Here is a 15,799-nt window from a genome sequence, read left to right as displayed (position 1 = left end):
GCCTGCTGCCACAGGTCGTGAGGGTTGCCGCTGCGAACGGCCTGTGGAGGTTTCGCGGCGGAGTTGCGCCGCGTGGGGGCGCTCACAGCGCCAGGGCGTCGCCGCCCTTCCGATACGAGATCATGGAACGACTATGGCCCACCACGCCGCCCCGGCGCAAGACGGTTCCCCACCGGCAGCGCCCCATCAGCGGCATGCCAGAACTCCACCAACCTCGATGTCTAAGAGATCATGGACCCCAACATCTCTGTCGTGGGTCAACTTGGCACAGCGCTTGAGCAGGAGTAGCAACATTGGCTGGCCCGATTGAGTCCTGAGTTCCCGCGCTTTGATGGAGCGGTGGTTACCTGCTGCCGGCCGGTGCAGGGGTGGGCGATTGTTGGCTCGGCTGGGTGCTGGCGGGTGTGCCAGGCGGTCTCGTATGCCGAACGAGTCGCCGACGGAGCCCATCGACGGCAGGATTCCGTTGTCCTGTAACCGTTCTCCGAAGCGGAGAACGTGTAGTTCGACCCGCAGTCGCTGTGTTGGATCACTGGCCGTCGCGGACATCGCGCGATCGGATGCCGTATTCGAGGCGGCGAGGATCAGGTCGTGTCGCAGCGGTCGGAGGTCTTCCACCCGACGATCCGGCGGGAGAACGCATCGCGGACCGCGGCCAGCCAGAACACGCCCTCGCCGCAGGGAATGCGGGTGGCGTCGGCGGCCCAGAGCCGGTTCGGCCCGTCAGCGGTGAACTGTCGGTTCGCTCGGGGTCTTTCGGCCTGTGGAAAGAGGGTCGTTCGACCGTGGGGGCCTGTCGGAGAAAGCGTGAGGCTGACGGCATGACCGACCGTGTTTGGTGCCAGGAGGACGGCGCTCCCGGTCAGGCGCTGCGCGAGTGCATCGCCGCGGCCGTTGCCGCGCCGTCGATCCACAACACGCAACCGTGGCTTTTCCGAGGTTGCGACGGCGTCCTAGAGGTGATGGTCGACACGACTCGCCGACTGACCGCGGTGGACCACGATGGCCGCGAGATGCTTGTTAGCGTCGGCGCCGCCCTGTTCAACCTGCGCGTGGCAGTGCGGGCACACGGCCGGCAACCCGTTGTCGCACTCATGCCGGACCCCGCCCGGCCGGAGCTGGTGGCACGCGTGCAGCTCGGGCCTGACGAAGCACCTACGCCGTCGGTGGCGGCGCTCGCCGGGGCGATTCCGCTGCGACACACGAACCGCCGCCCGTATCAGGATCAACCGGTGCCCCCGGCGGTCCTCACGGAACTCGGCGTCGCCGCCGAGCGGGAGGGCGCCACGCTCCTGGTGGCCGATGGCGAGTTGCGTTCCGCGGTGTTGAGCCTGGTCCGGACAGCGGACAACGCCATGCGCGAGCATCCGGCCTACCGGGCGGAGCTGGCGGCGTGGACGACGCCGGGCGGCGTCGGTCGCCGCGACGGCGTACCGCGCCAGGCGTTCGGCCCGCGCGACGCACGGCGGGCGATCCCGCTACGCGACTTCAGCCTCGGCAACGCCGCCCCCACCGCCACCGCGCGGTTCGAGCCGGATCCCACCATGATTCTGCTGTTCACCGGGGGCGATACCCGCGCCGACTGGGTCCGGGCGGGATCGGCGCTCGAGCGACTGTTGCTCACCGCGACGATCCGTGGTCTCGCCGCGACGCCGCTCAGCCAGGTCGTGGAGGTGCCCCGGTTACGCGGGCTGCTCGCGGACCCCGCCGGCGGATCGTTCCTGCAGACCGTACTGCGGGTCGGGTACCCGTCGATGCCGGTCCTGGCGACACCGCGGCGCTCGCTGGACGAGGTCATCGTGCCCTGACCGCCGGGCGGCTGATGGTCTCGCCGGGCGAACAACAGGCCGTCGGTGTCCCGCACTCACCCCAGTCGTGCCGCGGCCCGTTCGGCGAGGCTGTCCACGCGGTCGGCGTCCACGTCGGCGCCGAAGGGGACGCCGAGAAACGAGCGAACACAAGATCACGCCCTCGGTCGATCTCGGGGTGGACGGACCACGAAGATTCATCTTGCCTGCGACGGCGCTGGCCGGGTCCTGGCGTTCGTCGTGTCCAGCGGCAACGGCAATGACGGCACCCGCTTCCCCCATGCCACGGCCGCCATCCGTGTCGGGCGGCCGGGACCTGGCCGGCCCGCTCCGGGCCGGCTGCATCGGGGCGCGGGTCAGCCGGCCGGAATGGTGGAGATGGACGGGCCACCGGCTCGTCCGATAGCTCGGGGACGTGCGCGGTTGGAACCAACTGCGCATGTCCCCGGCGATGAACTCCGTGGGCGCCGGGAAGAGGCGCCACACCGCGAACCGACGAGGACACCACGCCTTGCGAAAGGGCTGGGCGGAGGGGTCTGATTACTCGACGTCGATCACGATCTTGCCGGTGCTGGTGCCAGCCTCCACGGCGGCGTGGGCGTCGGCGACGGTGGCGAGGGTGAACCTTCGGGGGTCGAGCAGTGGCTTCAGCGCTCCCGCGTCGGCCAGCGCACTAGCCTCGCGCAGGATTTCCCCGTGGTGCTCGCGCCCCCGGCCGGTCAGCATCGGTAGCAGGGTGAAGACCCCGGAGTAGCTGGCACCGCGGAACGATAGCGGCGCCAGGGCGTGGGTGCCCCAGCCCAGGGCGCTGACGACGTGGCCGGTATAGGTGCGGACCGCGGTGAAGGACAGATCAAGGGTGGCGCCGCCGATAGTGTCGAAAACCACATCGAAGCCCTCGCCACCCGTGTGCTCGGCGACGTAGTCCTGAGCCGGGGTGGTGGTGTAGTCGATCGGAGTCGCTCCGAGCCGCGCGATGGTCTCCAGGCTTCGGGGCGATCCGGTGGCGAAGACCTCGGCACCGCGGGCGCGGGCGATCTGGATGGCCACCTGCCCAACGCCGCCGGCCCCACCGTGGATCAGCACCTGCTGGCCCGTCCTAACCTGCGCCCGGTCCACCAGCGCTTCCCATGTGGTGATGACAGCCAGCGGCAGCGCTGCGGCCTCGCGCAGGCTCAGCGGCTCCGGCTTGCGGGCGAGTAGCCGGGCGTCCACGGCCGCGTACTCGGCGAGCGACCCCTGAAGCTCGCCGACGCCGCCGGTGAGTCCGTACACCTCGTCGCCCGGGGCGAAGCCGGTCACCTCCGGGCCAACCTCCGCTACGACACCGGCCAGGTCGAGGCCGAGCACGGCCGGCAGGCGGTTCTGGGCGTGAGCGGCCTTACCCGCCCGGATCTTGGTATCCAGCGGGTTGACACCGCTTGCCGCGATTCGCACCAATACCTGTCCGGGACCGGGTACGGGTTTCTCGATGTCGTCCAGGACCAGCTGGCCACCGAATTCCTTGAGCACTACCACGCGCATGACGCGACCTCGTCTTCCAGTTCTGATGTGATTGACGTGAACAAGCGTGTTCCCGGTCAGGACGTGTGTTGGGCGACGAGCGACCGGGCGGCCACCTTCGCCTCGTCCACCACCGTTCGGTCCTGGGACAGCCGGCCTGAGGCCAGCGCGCCGTCAATCAGGAGCCCGATCTGTCGGGCGAGTGCAACCGGGTCACCCGCGCCGGCCTGGGTGGCCAACTCCGTCAGCCATGCCTGTCGGCGCACGGTGTGACGCACCGTGATCGCACGGGCCTCCGAGTCCAGCGGCGCCTCGACCGCCACGCTGACGAAGGGGCAGCCGAAAAAGCCATGCCGATCAAAGGCGTCCAGAAGCGCGTCGAAGAGCCCGACCAGCCGGTCCGCGGCCAGGTCTCCGGCGCGTGCCGCAGCGCCCTGCAGTTGCGCCATCCAGGAGTCGTCGGTCCGCCGCAGGTAGGCGGCCACCAACTCGTCCTTGGTGCGGAAGTGCGCGTACAGCGTCGACTTGGCCACCCCGGACTCGGCGATGACCTGCTCGATGCCGACGCCACGCAGCCCGTTGACGTAGAACAGCTCCGCAGCCGTGGTGAGGATTCGCTCCTCTGTGTTGGTCTTCCTCGTCTTCGTCGCCATGACCCCCCCTTAATCGAACAGACTAGTCCGTTCGATTAAGGGGGGCAATGTAGCCCCCATCACGCTCGAGAACCGGACCAGCCCCCCGGCGCGCATCAGCCCTGCACCCACGGACACCCAGCGGCAACATCAACCGGCTCAAGCTGCTCAACCGCCGGTCGTCGAGCCGCTGCCCGAGAATCGGGTCAAGGCTGTGCCGCGGGGTGACGGACGGGCAGCCGAGCCCGACGTCCTACGCGCCGCGCTGATAGATGTCCGCCACCTTGGGCGGGGAGGGAAGGGCGCCTTGGGCACGGCGTACCGTCCCCTCGGTGCCGACAGCTTCCACGTTCCACGGCTTACCGAAAGCCGCCGCGTTGGCCAGCGAGATCCGGCCGATCTCCTCGGGGATGTCGGGGTCCAGGACGAGTTCGCCATTTCGGACGTCGAGGCCGAGCATGGTACGCATGAACAGCACCGGCGCGTATGTCGCCCAGGCTTGCGGACTGCAGGCGGTCGGGTACGGCACAGGGGCCTCGCTGTAGCAGCGGTCGTAGCCGGAGAATGCTTCGGGTAACCGGTAGTTCGTGTGTCTGGCGGCTTCCAGCATGGCCATGATGATCCGGTTGGCCTCCTGTCGGAAGCCGTAGCCGGCGAGACCGTGGGCGATCAAGGCGTTGTCGTGCGGCCAGACGGTGCCCTGGTGGTAGCCGATCGGGTTGTAACCGCGTTCGGCGGTGGAGGTGGTGCGTACGCCCCAGCCGGAGAACATCTGGTCGGACATCAGGTGGCGGGCGATGACTGCTGCCCGGTCCGGTGGCACGATGCCGCTCCACAGCAGGTGGCCCATGTTGGAGGTCATCGAGTCGATCTGCTTCTTGTCGCCGTCCAGCCCGAGTGCGTAGAAGCCGCCCCGCTCTTCGATCCAATAGTCGCGGTTGAACCGGTCGCACAACTCGTCGGCTTCGGTGCGCAGTCGCCGCGACAGCGCCGAGTCTTCCAGCGGGCCGTCCGCCAATTCGGCGAGCCGCAGTTTCGCGTCGTAGGTATAGCCCTGGATCTCACAGGTGGCGATCGGCAGCACCGGGATCGTCCCGTCCGCAAACCGTATCCCGTCCCATGAGTCGCGCCAGCACTGGTTACCCAGCCCTTGCGGTGACCGGGTGGCATATTCGACATACCCGTCGCCGTCGTGGTCCCCGTATTCGTCGATCCACCGCAGCGCGGCGTACGCGTGGTCCCGCAGTCCGCGGATGAACTGGTCGTCGCCGGTAAACCGCCAGTACTCGGAGAGCAGGATCAGCCACAGTTGGGTCGCGTCGGCGGTGCCGTAGTAGGGGCGGTGCGGTTTGAGGCCGAGTTGGGTCAGTTCACCGCTGCGCGCCTCGTGCATGATCTTGCCCGGTTCCTCGTCGGTGAAGTCGTCGACCTTGCTGCCCTGCTGTGCGGCGAGCGACAGCAGAGCCTCTCGCGCCGCTCGTGGGCTGATGCAGGCCATCGAGCAGTAGGAAACAATCAAGATGTCCCGGCCGAAGAGAGCGAGATACCAGGGCATACCAGCGGCAATGGTGAGCCCGATGTTCTCTCGCAACAACTCCGGTCTGCCCAGCGGCGGCTCATGCCGTCGTACCTCGATCCGCAGCGCGTGAAGGTCCCTAATCGTCTTGTCCCACACCGCGAGGAGTGGCAGGTAGTCGGTGCTCAGTACCGGCAGGATGGCCCGCCACCGGGCGGTCCGGTCGGACGCGCCGCGGACAAAGACATCGTCGAACGTCCGGGCCGGCGGTCGCAGCTCATCGGTACCCACCCGCAGTGGCACGTGTAGCTCGCACTGCCACTCCTGGTTCGGCTCCAGGCGGATGTCCCAGACGAGTGTGTCTGCGTCCACCTGGCTGGCTGGCGGGTCGACGTCGATCGTGGTGCGCGCCTCGAACGTTTCGTTGCGATAGGAGAACTCCAGGCGCGAGCCGTCCGGGGCATGCTCGCGGGTGATCTGCGCCGACCGGTTCCGGACCGTCTCCTTGATCTCGAACAAGTCCGCGAAGTCGGTGCCCACCGCCAGGCGAAGTTGTACCGGCACCTGCTCCCCGGTGAAATTCTGCAACGCAATCCGCTCGTGCAGACCGCCGTCGACGAATCGTTGCCGGCGAACCGCGAGGTGGTTGGCCGGCAGGCCAGGCAGTTCCGGGTTGGTCAGGAAGAACGCCGCCGCGTACGGCTGCAGCTCACCCGAGTTCAGCACCAGCAGCGGTACGCCGTTGAGGGTCAACTCCCAGCGATCGACGAAACGAGTGTCCTCGTGCACGAGCCCGCCGATCGAGCCGGAGGCAACGTTGCCGACCGCGTCGGAGTACATGAAAGTACGCGACTGCAGCACCGCGACCGCGTTCGGCCCCAACTCGGGCGGCAGGCTCCGCGCCAACCGGCTGGGAATCTCAGCCGCGGGCGTCAGGTGAGGAGTCGGGTCGGCCGGGGTGGGTCGACGGTCGCTGGTAGCCACGACAGCACCTCCGGGTGAGGGGAGATCATCGAAATCCGACTCATGCCATTCGGCGGCACGTCTCAATCACCTGGCACCCAATTGGCGAAAGTCGTTCAATGGATGCCGCTTCGGTGAGGACTGCCGACTTGGCTGTCATCGACAGCAGTGCCGGTGGTTTCGCGGATCATGTACCAGGATACGGTCCACCCGAAGATCGTGGAGCCGATCACGACATTGACCCAGCGGCCAGCGGCGGACCTGGCGCTTCCTGACGCCCGCTTGCGCTGCACCGTGGGCACCGTCGGCCGGGAGATCGAAGCCGTCGCACCGCTCGCTGGCGCTGGGTGGCAGATTGCCGTACGAGCTGATTTCGATGTCGCGCGTCTCCAACATGTCCACGCGCTGCTCCACGGAGTTGCGGGCGCACGGCCATGGCGGATGGGATCGGGTGACTACCTTGCGAGCCTTGCGGAGACACCCGTGGCCAGCTCTGCGAGGCCATGGACCACCACCTTCACGGGAGTGTCCCAGTTTCTGGCACCTCACAGATCCGTCCGCCGACGCCAGAATTCGCCGGGGCCGGTAGCTCGGACCGCGTGGGGACGAGCTGTCATGCCCGTCCGGCGGCCCGTCGGCGCAGGGCCCGCCCGGCAGGTCCGGCGTTGCGGCGCAGGTGGTCGCTGATGGTGGCGTGGTGGCCCGGGTGGTACCAGCCTCGCAGGGCGTGCAGGCCGAGCCCCGCCGCGACCAGGGCGAGCCCGAGCAGCGTCGCGCGCCAGCCGATGAAGACGAGCTGGGCGAGGGCGGCGAGCGCACCGAGAACGGGCAGCGCCGGTCCGACCGGCAGCCGGATCCCACCCGCGCCCGGCGTGATCTGCGCGCGGGCGGCGGCCGCGTTGACCAGCACCATCGCGATGATCGCTGCGACGTTGCCCAACGCCACGATCGCCTGGATGTCGCCGGTGGACAGCAGGACGACTGCGGTCGCGGATGCGGCGAGTACGCTCACCGCCGGATGGCCGTGCCACAACCGGCCGGCGACGGTGGGGACCTGCCGGTCCGCGGCCAAGCGGACCATGATCTCGGACGAGCCGAGCATGTTGGCGTTGGCCGCCGACAGGGTGGAGATCAGCGCCCCGATCGGAATCAGGATGCCGCCCCAGCCGCCGATCAGGTTCCGGGCCGCGGTGCCGACGCTGGCCTCGTCGTAGCTGCTGATCCCGCCGGCCAGCAGGGCGATCACGACGCCGATATAGATGAGCGCGACGAGGGCCATGCTGATCAGGATGGCCAACGGGATCGTCCGCTGCGGCCGGTCCACGTCGCCGGCCATGTTGGTCACGACGTTGAACCCGAGGTACGCGATGAACAGCATTCCGCTGGTGGTGACGACGGCACCGGGTCCGTGCGGCAGGAACGGTGTGAAGTGGGCCCGGCCGAGGTGCGCGAGGGCGTAGACGACCAGCAGGGCGAGGATCCCCACCTTCACCGCGACCAGCGCGGTCTCGGCGCGGCCGATCAGGCTCGCCGGGCCCATGTTCAGCACGGCGACCAGCGCCACGGCGACCACGGCGACCAGCGTCGCCGGCAGCGCGGGGACGAAGAAGTCGTGCAGGTAGCTGCCGAACGCGTTGAGCACGAACGCCACACCGATGACCCCACCGAGCCAGAACGCCCACGAGGCCAGGAAGCCGACGCGCGCCCCCAGCGCCGTTCTGACGTACGCGTAGCCCGAGCCCCCGGGCGGCGCGAGGCTCGCGACCACCGCGAAGGACAGCGCGGAGAGCAGCACCAACACCCCGGCCAGGACGAACGACACCGTCGCCGCGGGTCCGGCCCGCTGCACGGCCAGACCGGACAGCACGAAGACACCGGCGCCGACCATCGTGCCCACCGCGAACGCCACACACGACAGAAGCCCGATCGAGCCGCGGCGGGGGGCGTCCAGCACCTGGGTCGTCGTACTCATCGCGCTTCCTCCGTCGGGTGCTCCGCGAACCGATCATCGCGCACGGCGAACGGTAGTGGTCGGCCCGGGCCTGCCCACCGCGGCATGGGGCAGGGCCTTCGGCACCGAGGGCTGGGTGAGGTCGGCGGCGGTGTTCGGCGGCGCGTCGGGCTCGCTGGGCCGGGTGAGTCGGGCTCGCTGGGCCGGGTGACCAGAAAACTGGGCGGGATCACGCTGACTGCCGCGCCGGGGCCTATCGACTGCCGGGTGTCGGGCTCGCGCTGCCGCGCCATCGGTAGAGGTGCTCGGGCCGGCCGGTTGAGCCGTACCGCAGGCTCAACTCGACCTTCCCGCCGTGGGCCAGGTCGGCCAGGTACCGCTGGGCGGTGGCCCGGGACACCCCCGTCGCCTCGGCGATCTCGATGGCGGTCATCGGCACGGCCGCACGGCGTACCGCTTCCAGGATCCGCTGCGCGGTCACCACGGAGCGGCCCTTCGGCAGCACCGCCGTCGGTGTGTCACCATCGTGCAGCAGCGCCATCGCCCGGTCGATCTCGGCCTGGCCGAGGCCGCGGGTCCCGGCGAGGTGGGTCCGGTAGCGCGCGTACGCCACCAGCCGGGCCGTCAGCTGCGCCGCGGTAAAAGGTTTGACCAGATAGTTGAGCGCCCCGGCGGCGAGCGCTGTGCGGACGGTCGAGACGTCCGACGCGGCGGTGAGCATGATGATGTCGGCGCCGAGCTCACCGACCACGTGACTGCCGAGGCGATCCGGCAGGTACTGGTCGAGCAGAACCAGGTCCGGGGTGAGCTCGTGGCAGGCCGCCACGGCGGCGCCGGCGGAGTGGGCGACGCCGACAGCCTGAAAGCCGGGCACCTGGTCGACGAAGGAGGAGTGCAGCCGGGCCACCCGGAAGTCGTCGTCCACCACCAGCACCCGGATCACGGCACCGGCTCCCAGCTGAGCGGTTGGGTCGGCGTGAGCACACCGGGCAGTTCACCGACGAAGACCGCGCCCCGGTCGGGCGCCTCGGGTCCCAGGCGGACGTCCCCGCCGTGGTGGCGGGCGGTGCGCCGGGCCAGCGCCAGCCCCAGCCCGCTGCCCGGCTCGTCCTTGGTCGAAGCGCCCGGCGCGAACGGATCCGCGAGCGGCACCCCGTCGCCGCTGTCGGCGACGTAGACGTGCAGGTCGCGATCTTCGGCAAGCAGGCTCACCTCGACCCAGCCGGGCTGCCGGGCACCCGCGGCGGCGGCCCGGATCGCGTTGTCGATCAGGTTGCCCAGCACGGTCACCGCGTCGAGCGGAGCGGTCAACCGCCCCGGCACCCAGGTGTCGTCGCCGAGCCGCAGGGCCACGCCGGCCTCGGAGGCGGCGGCGGTCTTCGCGGCGAGCAGCCCGTCCAGGTAGGGGTCGCCGACCCGGCCCGGTGGGGCGCTGGCCGTCGTCGAGACCAGGTCCTGGAGGTACGCCTGGGCCCGCTCGACGTTGCCGAGATGCAGCAGCCCGTCGAGCACGTGCAGGCGGTTCGTGTGCTCGTGGGCCTGGGCCCGTAGCGCGTCGGTGAGCGCCCGGGTGGCCTCCAGCTCGCGGGCCATGTCGTCGAGGTTGGTGTTGTCGCGCAGGGTCAGGACGGTGCCCAGGTTCTGCCCGCGGCGCTCGACCGGCCGCCGGGTCACCACGACGACCCGGTTGCCGACCAGGCGCAGACCATTGGTGAGCGGTGAGCGGTCTTCGAGCAGCGCCAGGACCTCGTCGTCGGCGGGCGCGCCGGGAGTCGCCGGCCGGGACAGCAGGCGCGCAGCCTGGTTGGTGCAGATGCTCACCCGCCCGCCGGCGTCGACCGCGAGCACCCCGTCGCGTACCCCTTCCAGGACGGCGACCTGTTCGCGGACGAGTTCGGCCAGGTCGGTGGGTTCCAGCCCGAGGGTGCGGCGCTTGAGTCGTACCGCGAGCAGGGCCGCCCCGCCGGCGCCGACGCCGAGGGCGATGACGGTGAAGAGGCCGGCCGCAGGCAGCAGCTCATCGAGCCGGCCGGTGATCCGGTCGGCGTGGATTCCGACGCTGACCTCTCCGACGATGGCTCCCCTCGAGTCGCGCAGCGGCACCTTGCCCCGGGCAGACGGGCCGAGGGTGCCGCGTTCGATATTGGCGACCTCGCGGCCGGCGAGCGGTTCGGACGGGTCGGTGCTGACCCGCAGGCCGATCATGCGCGGGTCGGTGTGCGAGTACCGGATGCCGTCGTGGTCGGCGACCACGACGAAGAGCGCGTGGGTGGCGGCGCGTACCTGCTCGGCGTAGCGCTGCACCTCGCCGTCGGTGTTCGGGCGCCCGGCGGCCACGGCGTCGCCGAGGCCGGGCCGCTGCGCGACCGTGCGGGCGATGGCGAGAGCCCGCTGCTCGTACTGACGTTCGATTTCCTGGCGGAGCAGGATCGTGGCGAGGGTGAACCCGACCGCCGCGACGACCGCCACCACGACGACCTGCAGCAGCATCGTCTGCGTGGCGAGGCGGAGGGGGCGGCGGCTCACGGCGCACACGCTACCTGGGTAAACGCCATGAGCAGAACGCGCAAAAAACGATCTACGCGACTTGACCGCGCAACGGACGTAACCACGCGGAAACCTGGCTGAGACCCTTACGGTCCTCCGCTATGACCCAGAGCACACCCGCCATCCGGCTGGATCGCGCGACGAAGGTCTTCCCGGCCGCGGGCGGTGGATCCTTCACCGCCATGCGCGAGGTTACCCTCGACGTGGCCCCGGGAGAGTTCGTCACCGTCGTCGGCCCCACCGGCTGCGGTAAGTCCACCACCCTGTCGCTGATCTCCGGCCTGGAACCGGCGAGCGGAGGGGAGGTGGCCGTCGGCGGAGTAACTGTTACGGCGATCCCGCGCACGGTCGGCTACATGTTCCAGCAGGAGGCGACGCTGCCGTGGCGCACCGTCACCGACAACGTGGCGCTCGGACTGCGCTACCGGGGCGTGCCGAAGGATCAGGCGCGCAAGCGAGCCCAGGAGTGGCTCGACCGGGTCGGGCTGACCGGCTTCGAGAAGTACTACCCGCACCAGCTCTCCGGCGGCATGCGCAAGCGGGTCGCGATGGCCCAGACGCTGATCACCGAGCCGGAGATCATCCTGATGGACGAGCCGTTCGGTGCGCTGGACGTGCAGACCCGCGAGCTGATGCAGGCGGAACTGCTGCGGCTGTGGTCCGGCAGCGGTGCCGCCGTCGTCTTCGTCACCCATGACCTGACGGAGGCGATCGCGCTGGCCGACCGGGTCGTGGTGATGACCGCCGCGCCGGCGACGGTCAAGACGATCGTTCCGGTGAGCCTGCCGCGACCGCGTGACGTCGAAGAGATCCGGCTGGACCCGCACTTCCTCGACCTCTACCGCGAGGTGTGGCACTCGCTGCGCGAAGAGGTAGAGATCGCCCGAGAGAGAGGAGCCTCCCGTGGCTGACCTGGCGCTGGAGAGCACGCGGACCGCCGTCTCAGAGGAGCTGGCCGAGCTGCGGCGTGACCGCCGGTGGGTGGTGTACGCCGGCCGCCTGATCCTGGTCGCACTCTGGCTCGGCTCGTGGGAGCTGGCCTCGACGTACTGGATCGACCCGTTCTTCTACTCCCAGCCCACCGCGATTTGGCACAAGCTCGTCGTCTGGTTCACCGACACCACCCCGTTCGGGTCGATCTGGACACAGATCTCGTACACCTTGCAGGAGGCGGTGTACGGCTTCGCGCTCGGAGCGGTGGCTGGCGTCGCGCTGGGCGTGATCCTCGGCCGGGCCCGGTTCCTCTCCGAGCTGCTCGCCCCGTTCATCAAGGCGGCCAACGCCATCCCCCGGATCGTGCTCGCGTCCCTGTTCGTGATCTGGTTCGGCCTCGGCGTCAGCTCGAAGGTGGCCACCGCGTTCGTCCTGGTCTTCTTCGGGGTGTTCTTCAATGCGTTCCAAGGGGCGCGTGAGGTGGCAAAGGTCGTCGACGACAATGCCCGGATCCTGGGCGCCTCGCGCTGGCAGCTGATGCGCACGGTGGTGCTGCCCAGCGCCACGTCATGGATCCTGGCCAGCCTGCACACCGCGTTCGGCTTCGCGCTGATCGGCGCGATCGTCGGCGAGTACACCGGCGCCGACCGCGGGCTCGGCCTGCTCATCGCCCACTCGCAGGGCACCTTTGATCCAGCCGGCATCTTCGCCGCCATGATCATCACAACGGTGCTGGCGCTGCTCGCCGAGGCCGTCCTCACGGTCGTCGAGCGCCGGCTGACCCGATGGCAGCCACGGGCCGGCGGGCACTGACCCCGCACCATCCGACCAGACCGCACCCGCACCGACCCGCGCCAGCACGCCGCCGACCGGCGACGTGTCGACGGCGCACGCCCGCCGGACGCGACACCCGGCGCGGCACTACCCCCACCCACGCACCGTGTCATCAAAAGGAGATCAAAGGATGCGCAAGCCACTCGCGCTGCTGGTGCTGCCGGCGCTGCTGCTGGGCATGGCCGCCTGCCAAACCCAGGCGTCTGACGGAAAGTCCGACTCCGAGTCGATCAGCCTCATGGTGGGCGGCCTCGACAAGGTCATCTACCTGCCGGCGAAGCTGACCGAGCAGCTTGGCTACTTCAACGATGCCGGGATCACCGTCAACCTCAAGTCGGAGCCGTCCGGCGCCGACGCCGAGACCGTCATGCTCGCCGGCCAGGTCGACGGCGTCGTCGGCTTCTACGACCACGCCATCCACCTGCAGTCCAAGGGCAAGTGCGTGGAGAGCGTCGTGCAGTTCGCTGCCGTACCGGGTGAGGCGATCATGGTGGCTGCGGACCAGGCCGACACCTTCACCACCGGCGCCGGCATCGCTGGCAAGAAGATGGGTGTCACCAGCCCCGGCTCGTCCACCGACCTGATCACCCGGGCGATCGCCGTCCGCAACGGCGTCGACCCGTCCAAGTACACGACGGTCAAGGCGGGCGCCGGCACGACGTTCATCTCGGCGATCGACAACGGCGGCATCGACGCCGGCATGACCACCGACCCGACCATCGCCAAGCTCGTCAACGACGGCAAGGCCAAGGTGCTGTTCGACCTGCGCACCGTCGAGGGAACCCGGGCCGCGCTCGGCGGCCTCTACCCGGCTGCCTCGGTCTACATGCCGTGCGACTTCGTCAACGCGCACAAGGACGCCGTGCAGAAGATGGTCAACGCCTTCGTCAAGACCCTGCACTTCATCGACACCCACAGCGCCGAGGAGGTCGCCGCGAAGATGCCGGCCGACTACGCCGGCTCCGACCCGGCGCTGTACCAAAAGGCCATCAACGACTCCAAGCCGATGTTCACCCCCGACGGCGTCATGCCCGACGGTGGCCCGGAGACGGTGCTGTCGGTGCTGGCCCCGTCGAATGAGGACGTCAAGGCGAAGAAGGACGAGATCGACCTGAGCAAGACGTTCACCACCGAGTTCGCCAAGGCGGCCGCGGTCGGTTGACACCGACCCGTCCGCAGGACGGATGCACAGAGGCTGCCCGACGATGGCGCGGACCACCTGGCCAGCGCGATCGTCGGGCAGGCTCGTTCGGCGCCGCCGACCCCGGCGGCGCCCTCCGGCCGGTCGGCCCGCAACAGGTCGCACATGTCTGGCGCGGTCGGGATCATCGTCGGCAAGGCTCTCCGAGGCCGCCGCGGCGATATCGTGCTGGCAACGAGGCTCTTCATGCCGTTCGACGACGACCCCAACCACCGCGGCGGCTCGCGCCGCTGGATCATGCAGGAGGTCGAGAACTCGCTGCGCCGGCTGTGCGCGGACCACATCGACCCGGTGCCAGAGTTTTCGAACGGTGCCTGATCACGATTGTCGGCGGCTCACAAATTCGGGAGCCGGCTGCGGAGCTTCGCCGGTGACCTGCCTGACGATCTCCGCGGCGACCTGGCGCAGTTTGCGGTTGCGATGCTGTGATGCCTTGCGCAGCAGGGCGAAGGCATCCTTTGCGGTACACCTTTGCTGGCCCATCAGCACCCCGAGGGCCTGGTCGATGATGCTGCGGGAGGCCATCGCGTCGGTGAGCTGCTGGTGCAGGACCGCTTGGTCGGCCTGACGGAGGATGACCGTCAGTGCCGCCGTCGCCTGGCCGGTGAACGCAAGGGCATGCCGGCGTGCGGTCTCGGTGAAGGCCGCCGGCTCGGTGGCGTAGAGGTTCAATGCGCCGATGGTCTCGTGGTCGACCGTCATCGGCAGCGACAGCGAGCTGACGATTCCGAGCCGGAGGGCGTGTTCCCGGTACCTTCGCCAGCGTCCGTCCTCGCGAAGGTCGACGACTTCGACGAGCCGCTCCCGGCGCAGGGCCTCGAGGCACGGTCCCTCGTCGGCGCCGTACTGGATCTCGTCCGCGTGGGCGGCGAGCTCGTGGCTGCTGGCCACGGTGAAGGCGCCGTCGTCGCGGCGCATGGTCAGCCCGCAGGCCACGGCGGGGGAGACGACCTCTGTCGCGACCCGGACGACGTGATCGAGAAATACATCGACGATGGGCGACTCGGCGAGCAGAGCCAACAGCCGGCCGTACGCCGAGGCCAGGTGGGAATCAGCAGCGGGGGACACCACCGTTACCTCCTGAAAGTTCACTTCCTGCGTTGTTACGTCTGGCCGGCGGGCCAGCCGGTCCGTCCGAGCCGTCGCCGCCCCACCTGCGGATGATGAAGCGCGGGGTGCAGGTCGGGCCGCAGTCGGGTTAGGGTCTGGGTGGGTTCGGACATGAGCCCAGGACCAGCGCCGCCCGTCGACGAGCGAGGCGGTGCAGCCCCGGTCCGACATCCTCATCGAGGAGGCACTCGTGTCCGTCCATCTCGCATCTCGCCCGGCGATGCAGGACGCCGCCCAGCAGCCGGTCCTGTCGCTCACGGTCCTCCGGCAGGGCCGGTCGGTCGTGGTCGAGGTACGAGGGCCACTCGACATGGACACCGTCGGCTCACTGGTGGGCCTGGTCGACGGCGTGATGGCGGGCCAGCCGCCGCCGGTGTTGGTGCTCGATCTGAGCGGGGTGAGCTTCTTCTGTGCCGCCGGGGTCACGGCACTGTTGACGGTGCGTCGGCGGGTCGCCTCGGGTGGTCGCACCCTGGTGGTGCGCCAGCCGTCCCGGATCACTGTCGCCGTCCTCGACATGGTCGGACTGGCCCACGAGTTCACCACTGACTGACCTGCCTTCTCCTCACCGCTGTGGGCAGAAGCCGTTGCGGTGGCAGAACTACCCAACTGTTGATCAACCCAAACCCGCCGAACCGCTCGCCGGCTCGCACGGCATCGACGTCAGTGAGGGCCACCGGGGGCGGCGACGTCCGGGATCTCGGTATCCGAACGACCGCCAGGCGCTGGTACTGCACCGGCTCATTCGCCGGAGACGAGGGAACCCGCACTCCGTCGGTGGAGCTTGTTGTCGGCCGGCTA

At 69.5% G+C, this 15,799-nt stretch carries 15 protein-coding genes; 7 read left to right on the top strand and 8 right to left on the bottom strand.

What is annotated here, in order from left to right:
* Positions 1–785: 785 nt before the first annotated feature.
* A complete protein-coding gene (locus ACL02O_RS13450) occupies positions 786–1,808 on the top strand; it encodes an Acg family FMN-binding oxidoreductase (RefSeq protein ID WP_412818379.1) in 1,023 nt (340 codons plus the stop codon).
* 540 nt (positions 1,809–2,348) lie between these two features.
* On the opposite strand, the gene ACL02O_RS13440 is transcribed toward ACL02O_RS13450, so the two are convergent.
* The 4 genes from ACL02O_RS13440 to ACL02O_RS13425 all read right to left on the bottom strand — a co-directional run bounded on the left by ACL02O_RS13440 (position 2,349) and on the right by ACL02O_RS13425 (position 6,715).
* Positions 2,349–3,332: a zinc-dependent alcohol dehydrogenase family protein gene (locus ACL02O_RS13440; RefSeq protein WP_412818378.1), complete on the bottom strand. Its 984-nt coding sequence runs from the start codon at positions 3,330–3,332 to the stop codon at positions 2,349–2,351.
* A 56-nt stretch (positions 3,333–3,388) separates the two neighbouring features.
* A complete protein-coding gene (locus tag ACL02O_RS13435) occupies positions 3,389–3,964 on the bottom strand; it encodes a TetR/AcrR family transcriptional regulator (protein WP_412818377.1) in 576 nt (191 codons plus the stop codon).
* A gap of 232 nt (positions 3,965–4,196) precedes the next feature.
* Positions 4,197–6,443 carry an amylo-alpha-1,6-glucosidase gene (locus tag ACL02O_RS13430; RefSeq protein WP_412818376.1) on the bottom strand — a complete coding sequence of 749 codons (2,247 nt, stop codon included), beginning with the start codon at positions 6,441–6,443 and terminating at the stop codon, positions 4,197–4,199.
* Between the two features lie 95 nt (positions 6,444–6,538).
* A complete protein-coding gene (locus ACL02O_RS13425; protein WP_412818381.1) occupies positions 6,539–6,715 on the bottom strand; it encodes a hypothetical protein in 177 nt (58 codons plus the stop codon).
* Here ACL02O_RS13425 and ACL02O_RS13420 point away from each other — a divergent pair.
* Complete coding sequence (locus tag ACL02O_RS13420) at positions 6,642–7,109, top strand: DUF2399 domain-containing protein (protein WP_412818380.1); 468 nt, start codon at positions 6,642–6,644, stop codon at positions 7,107–7,109. The two genes, ACL02O_RS13425 and ACL02O_RS13420, sit on opposite strands and share 74 nt — an antisense overlap.
* Here ACL02O_RS13420 and ACL02O_RS13415 read toward each other — a convergent pair.
* The 3 genes from ACL02O_RS13415 to ACL02O_RS13405 form a co-directional block, all read right to left on the bottom strand.
* Positions 7,036–8,394, bottom strand: coding sequence for an APC family permease (locus ACL02O_RS13415; protein ID WP_412818375.1), 1,359 nt, complete (start codon positions 8,392–8,394; stop codon positions 7,036–7,038). The two genes, ACL02O_RS13420 and ACL02O_RS13415, sit on opposite strands and share 74 nt — an antisense overlap.
* Positions 8,395–8,626: 232 nt before the next feature.
* Complete coding sequence (locus ACL02O_RS13410) at positions 8,627–9,316, bottom strand: response regulator (RefSeq protein WP_412818374.1); 690 nt, start codon at positions 9,314–9,316, stop codon at positions 8,627–8,629.
* Positions 9,313–10,899 carry a sensor histidine kinase gene (locus ACL02O_RS13405; RefSeq protein ID WP_412818373.1) on the bottom strand — a complete coding sequence of 529 codons (1,587 nt, stop codon included), beginning with the start codon at positions 10,897–10,899 and terminating at the stop codon, positions 9,313–9,315. Before ACL02O_RS13405 ends, ACL02O_RS13410 begins: the two co-directional genes overlap by 4 nt.
* Positions 10,900–11,021: 122 nt before the next feature.
* On the opposite strand from ACL02O_RS13405, the gene ACL02O_RS13400 reads away from it, so the two are divergent.
* The 4 genes from ACL02O_RS13400 (at position 11,022) to ACL02O_RS13385 (ending at position 14,206) form a co-directional block, all read left to right on the top strand.
* Entirely contained in the window at positions 11,022–11,831 is an 810-nt protein-coding gene (locus ACL02O_RS13400; RefSeq protein ID WP_412818372.1) for an ABC transporter ATP-binding protein, read from the top strand.
* Positions 11,824–12,666 (top strand): ABC transporter permease, encoded by an 843-nt coding sequence (locus tag ACL02O_RS13395; RefSeq protein ID WP_412818371.1) that lies wholly within the window; start codon positions 11,824–11,826, stop codon positions 12,664–12,666. Before ACL02O_RS13400 ends, ACL02O_RS13395 begins: the two co-directional genes overlap by 8 nt.
* Before the next feature lie 151 nt (positions 12,667–12,817).
* Positions 12,818–13,849: an ABC transporter substrate-binding protein gene (locus tag ACL02O_RS13390; protein WP_412818370.1), complete on the top strand. Its 1,032-nt coding sequence runs from the start codon at positions 12,818–12,820 to the stop codon at positions 13,847–13,849.
* Positions 13,850–13,993: 144 nt separating this feature from the next.
* Complete coding sequence (locus tag ACL02O_RS13385; protein WP_412818369.1) at positions 13,994–14,206, top strand: aldo/keto reductase; 213 nt, start codon at positions 13,994–13,996, stop codon at positions 14,204–14,206.
* Here ACL02O_RS13385 and ACL02O_RS13380 read toward each other — a convergent pair whose 3' ends face one another.
* A complete protein-coding gene (locus ACL02O_RS13380) occupies positions 14,207–14,980 on the bottom strand; it encodes a GAF and ANTAR domain-containing protein (protein ID WP_412818368.1) in 774 nt (257 codons plus the stop codon). It lies immediately after the preceding gene.
* A gap of 208 nt (positions 14,981–15,188) precedes the next feature.
* Here ACL02O_RS13380 and ACL02O_RS13375 point away from each other — a divergent pair, with 208 nt between their 5' ends.
* Positions 15,189–15,551 carry an STAS domain-containing protein gene (locus ACL02O_RS13375; protein WP_412818367.1) on the top strand — a complete coding sequence of 121 codons (363 nt, stop codon included), beginning with the start codon at positions 15,189–15,191 and terminating at the stop codon, positions 15,549–15,551.
* Positions 15,552–15,799 lie beyond the last annotated feature (248 nt).

This window comes from Micromonospora mangrovicola (assembly GCF_047200535.1).
GTDB lineage: Bacteria > Actinomycetota > Actinomycetes > Mycobacteriales > Micromonosporaceae > Micromonospora.
This window is presented reverse-complemented; position numbering and strand designations above follow the sequence as displayed.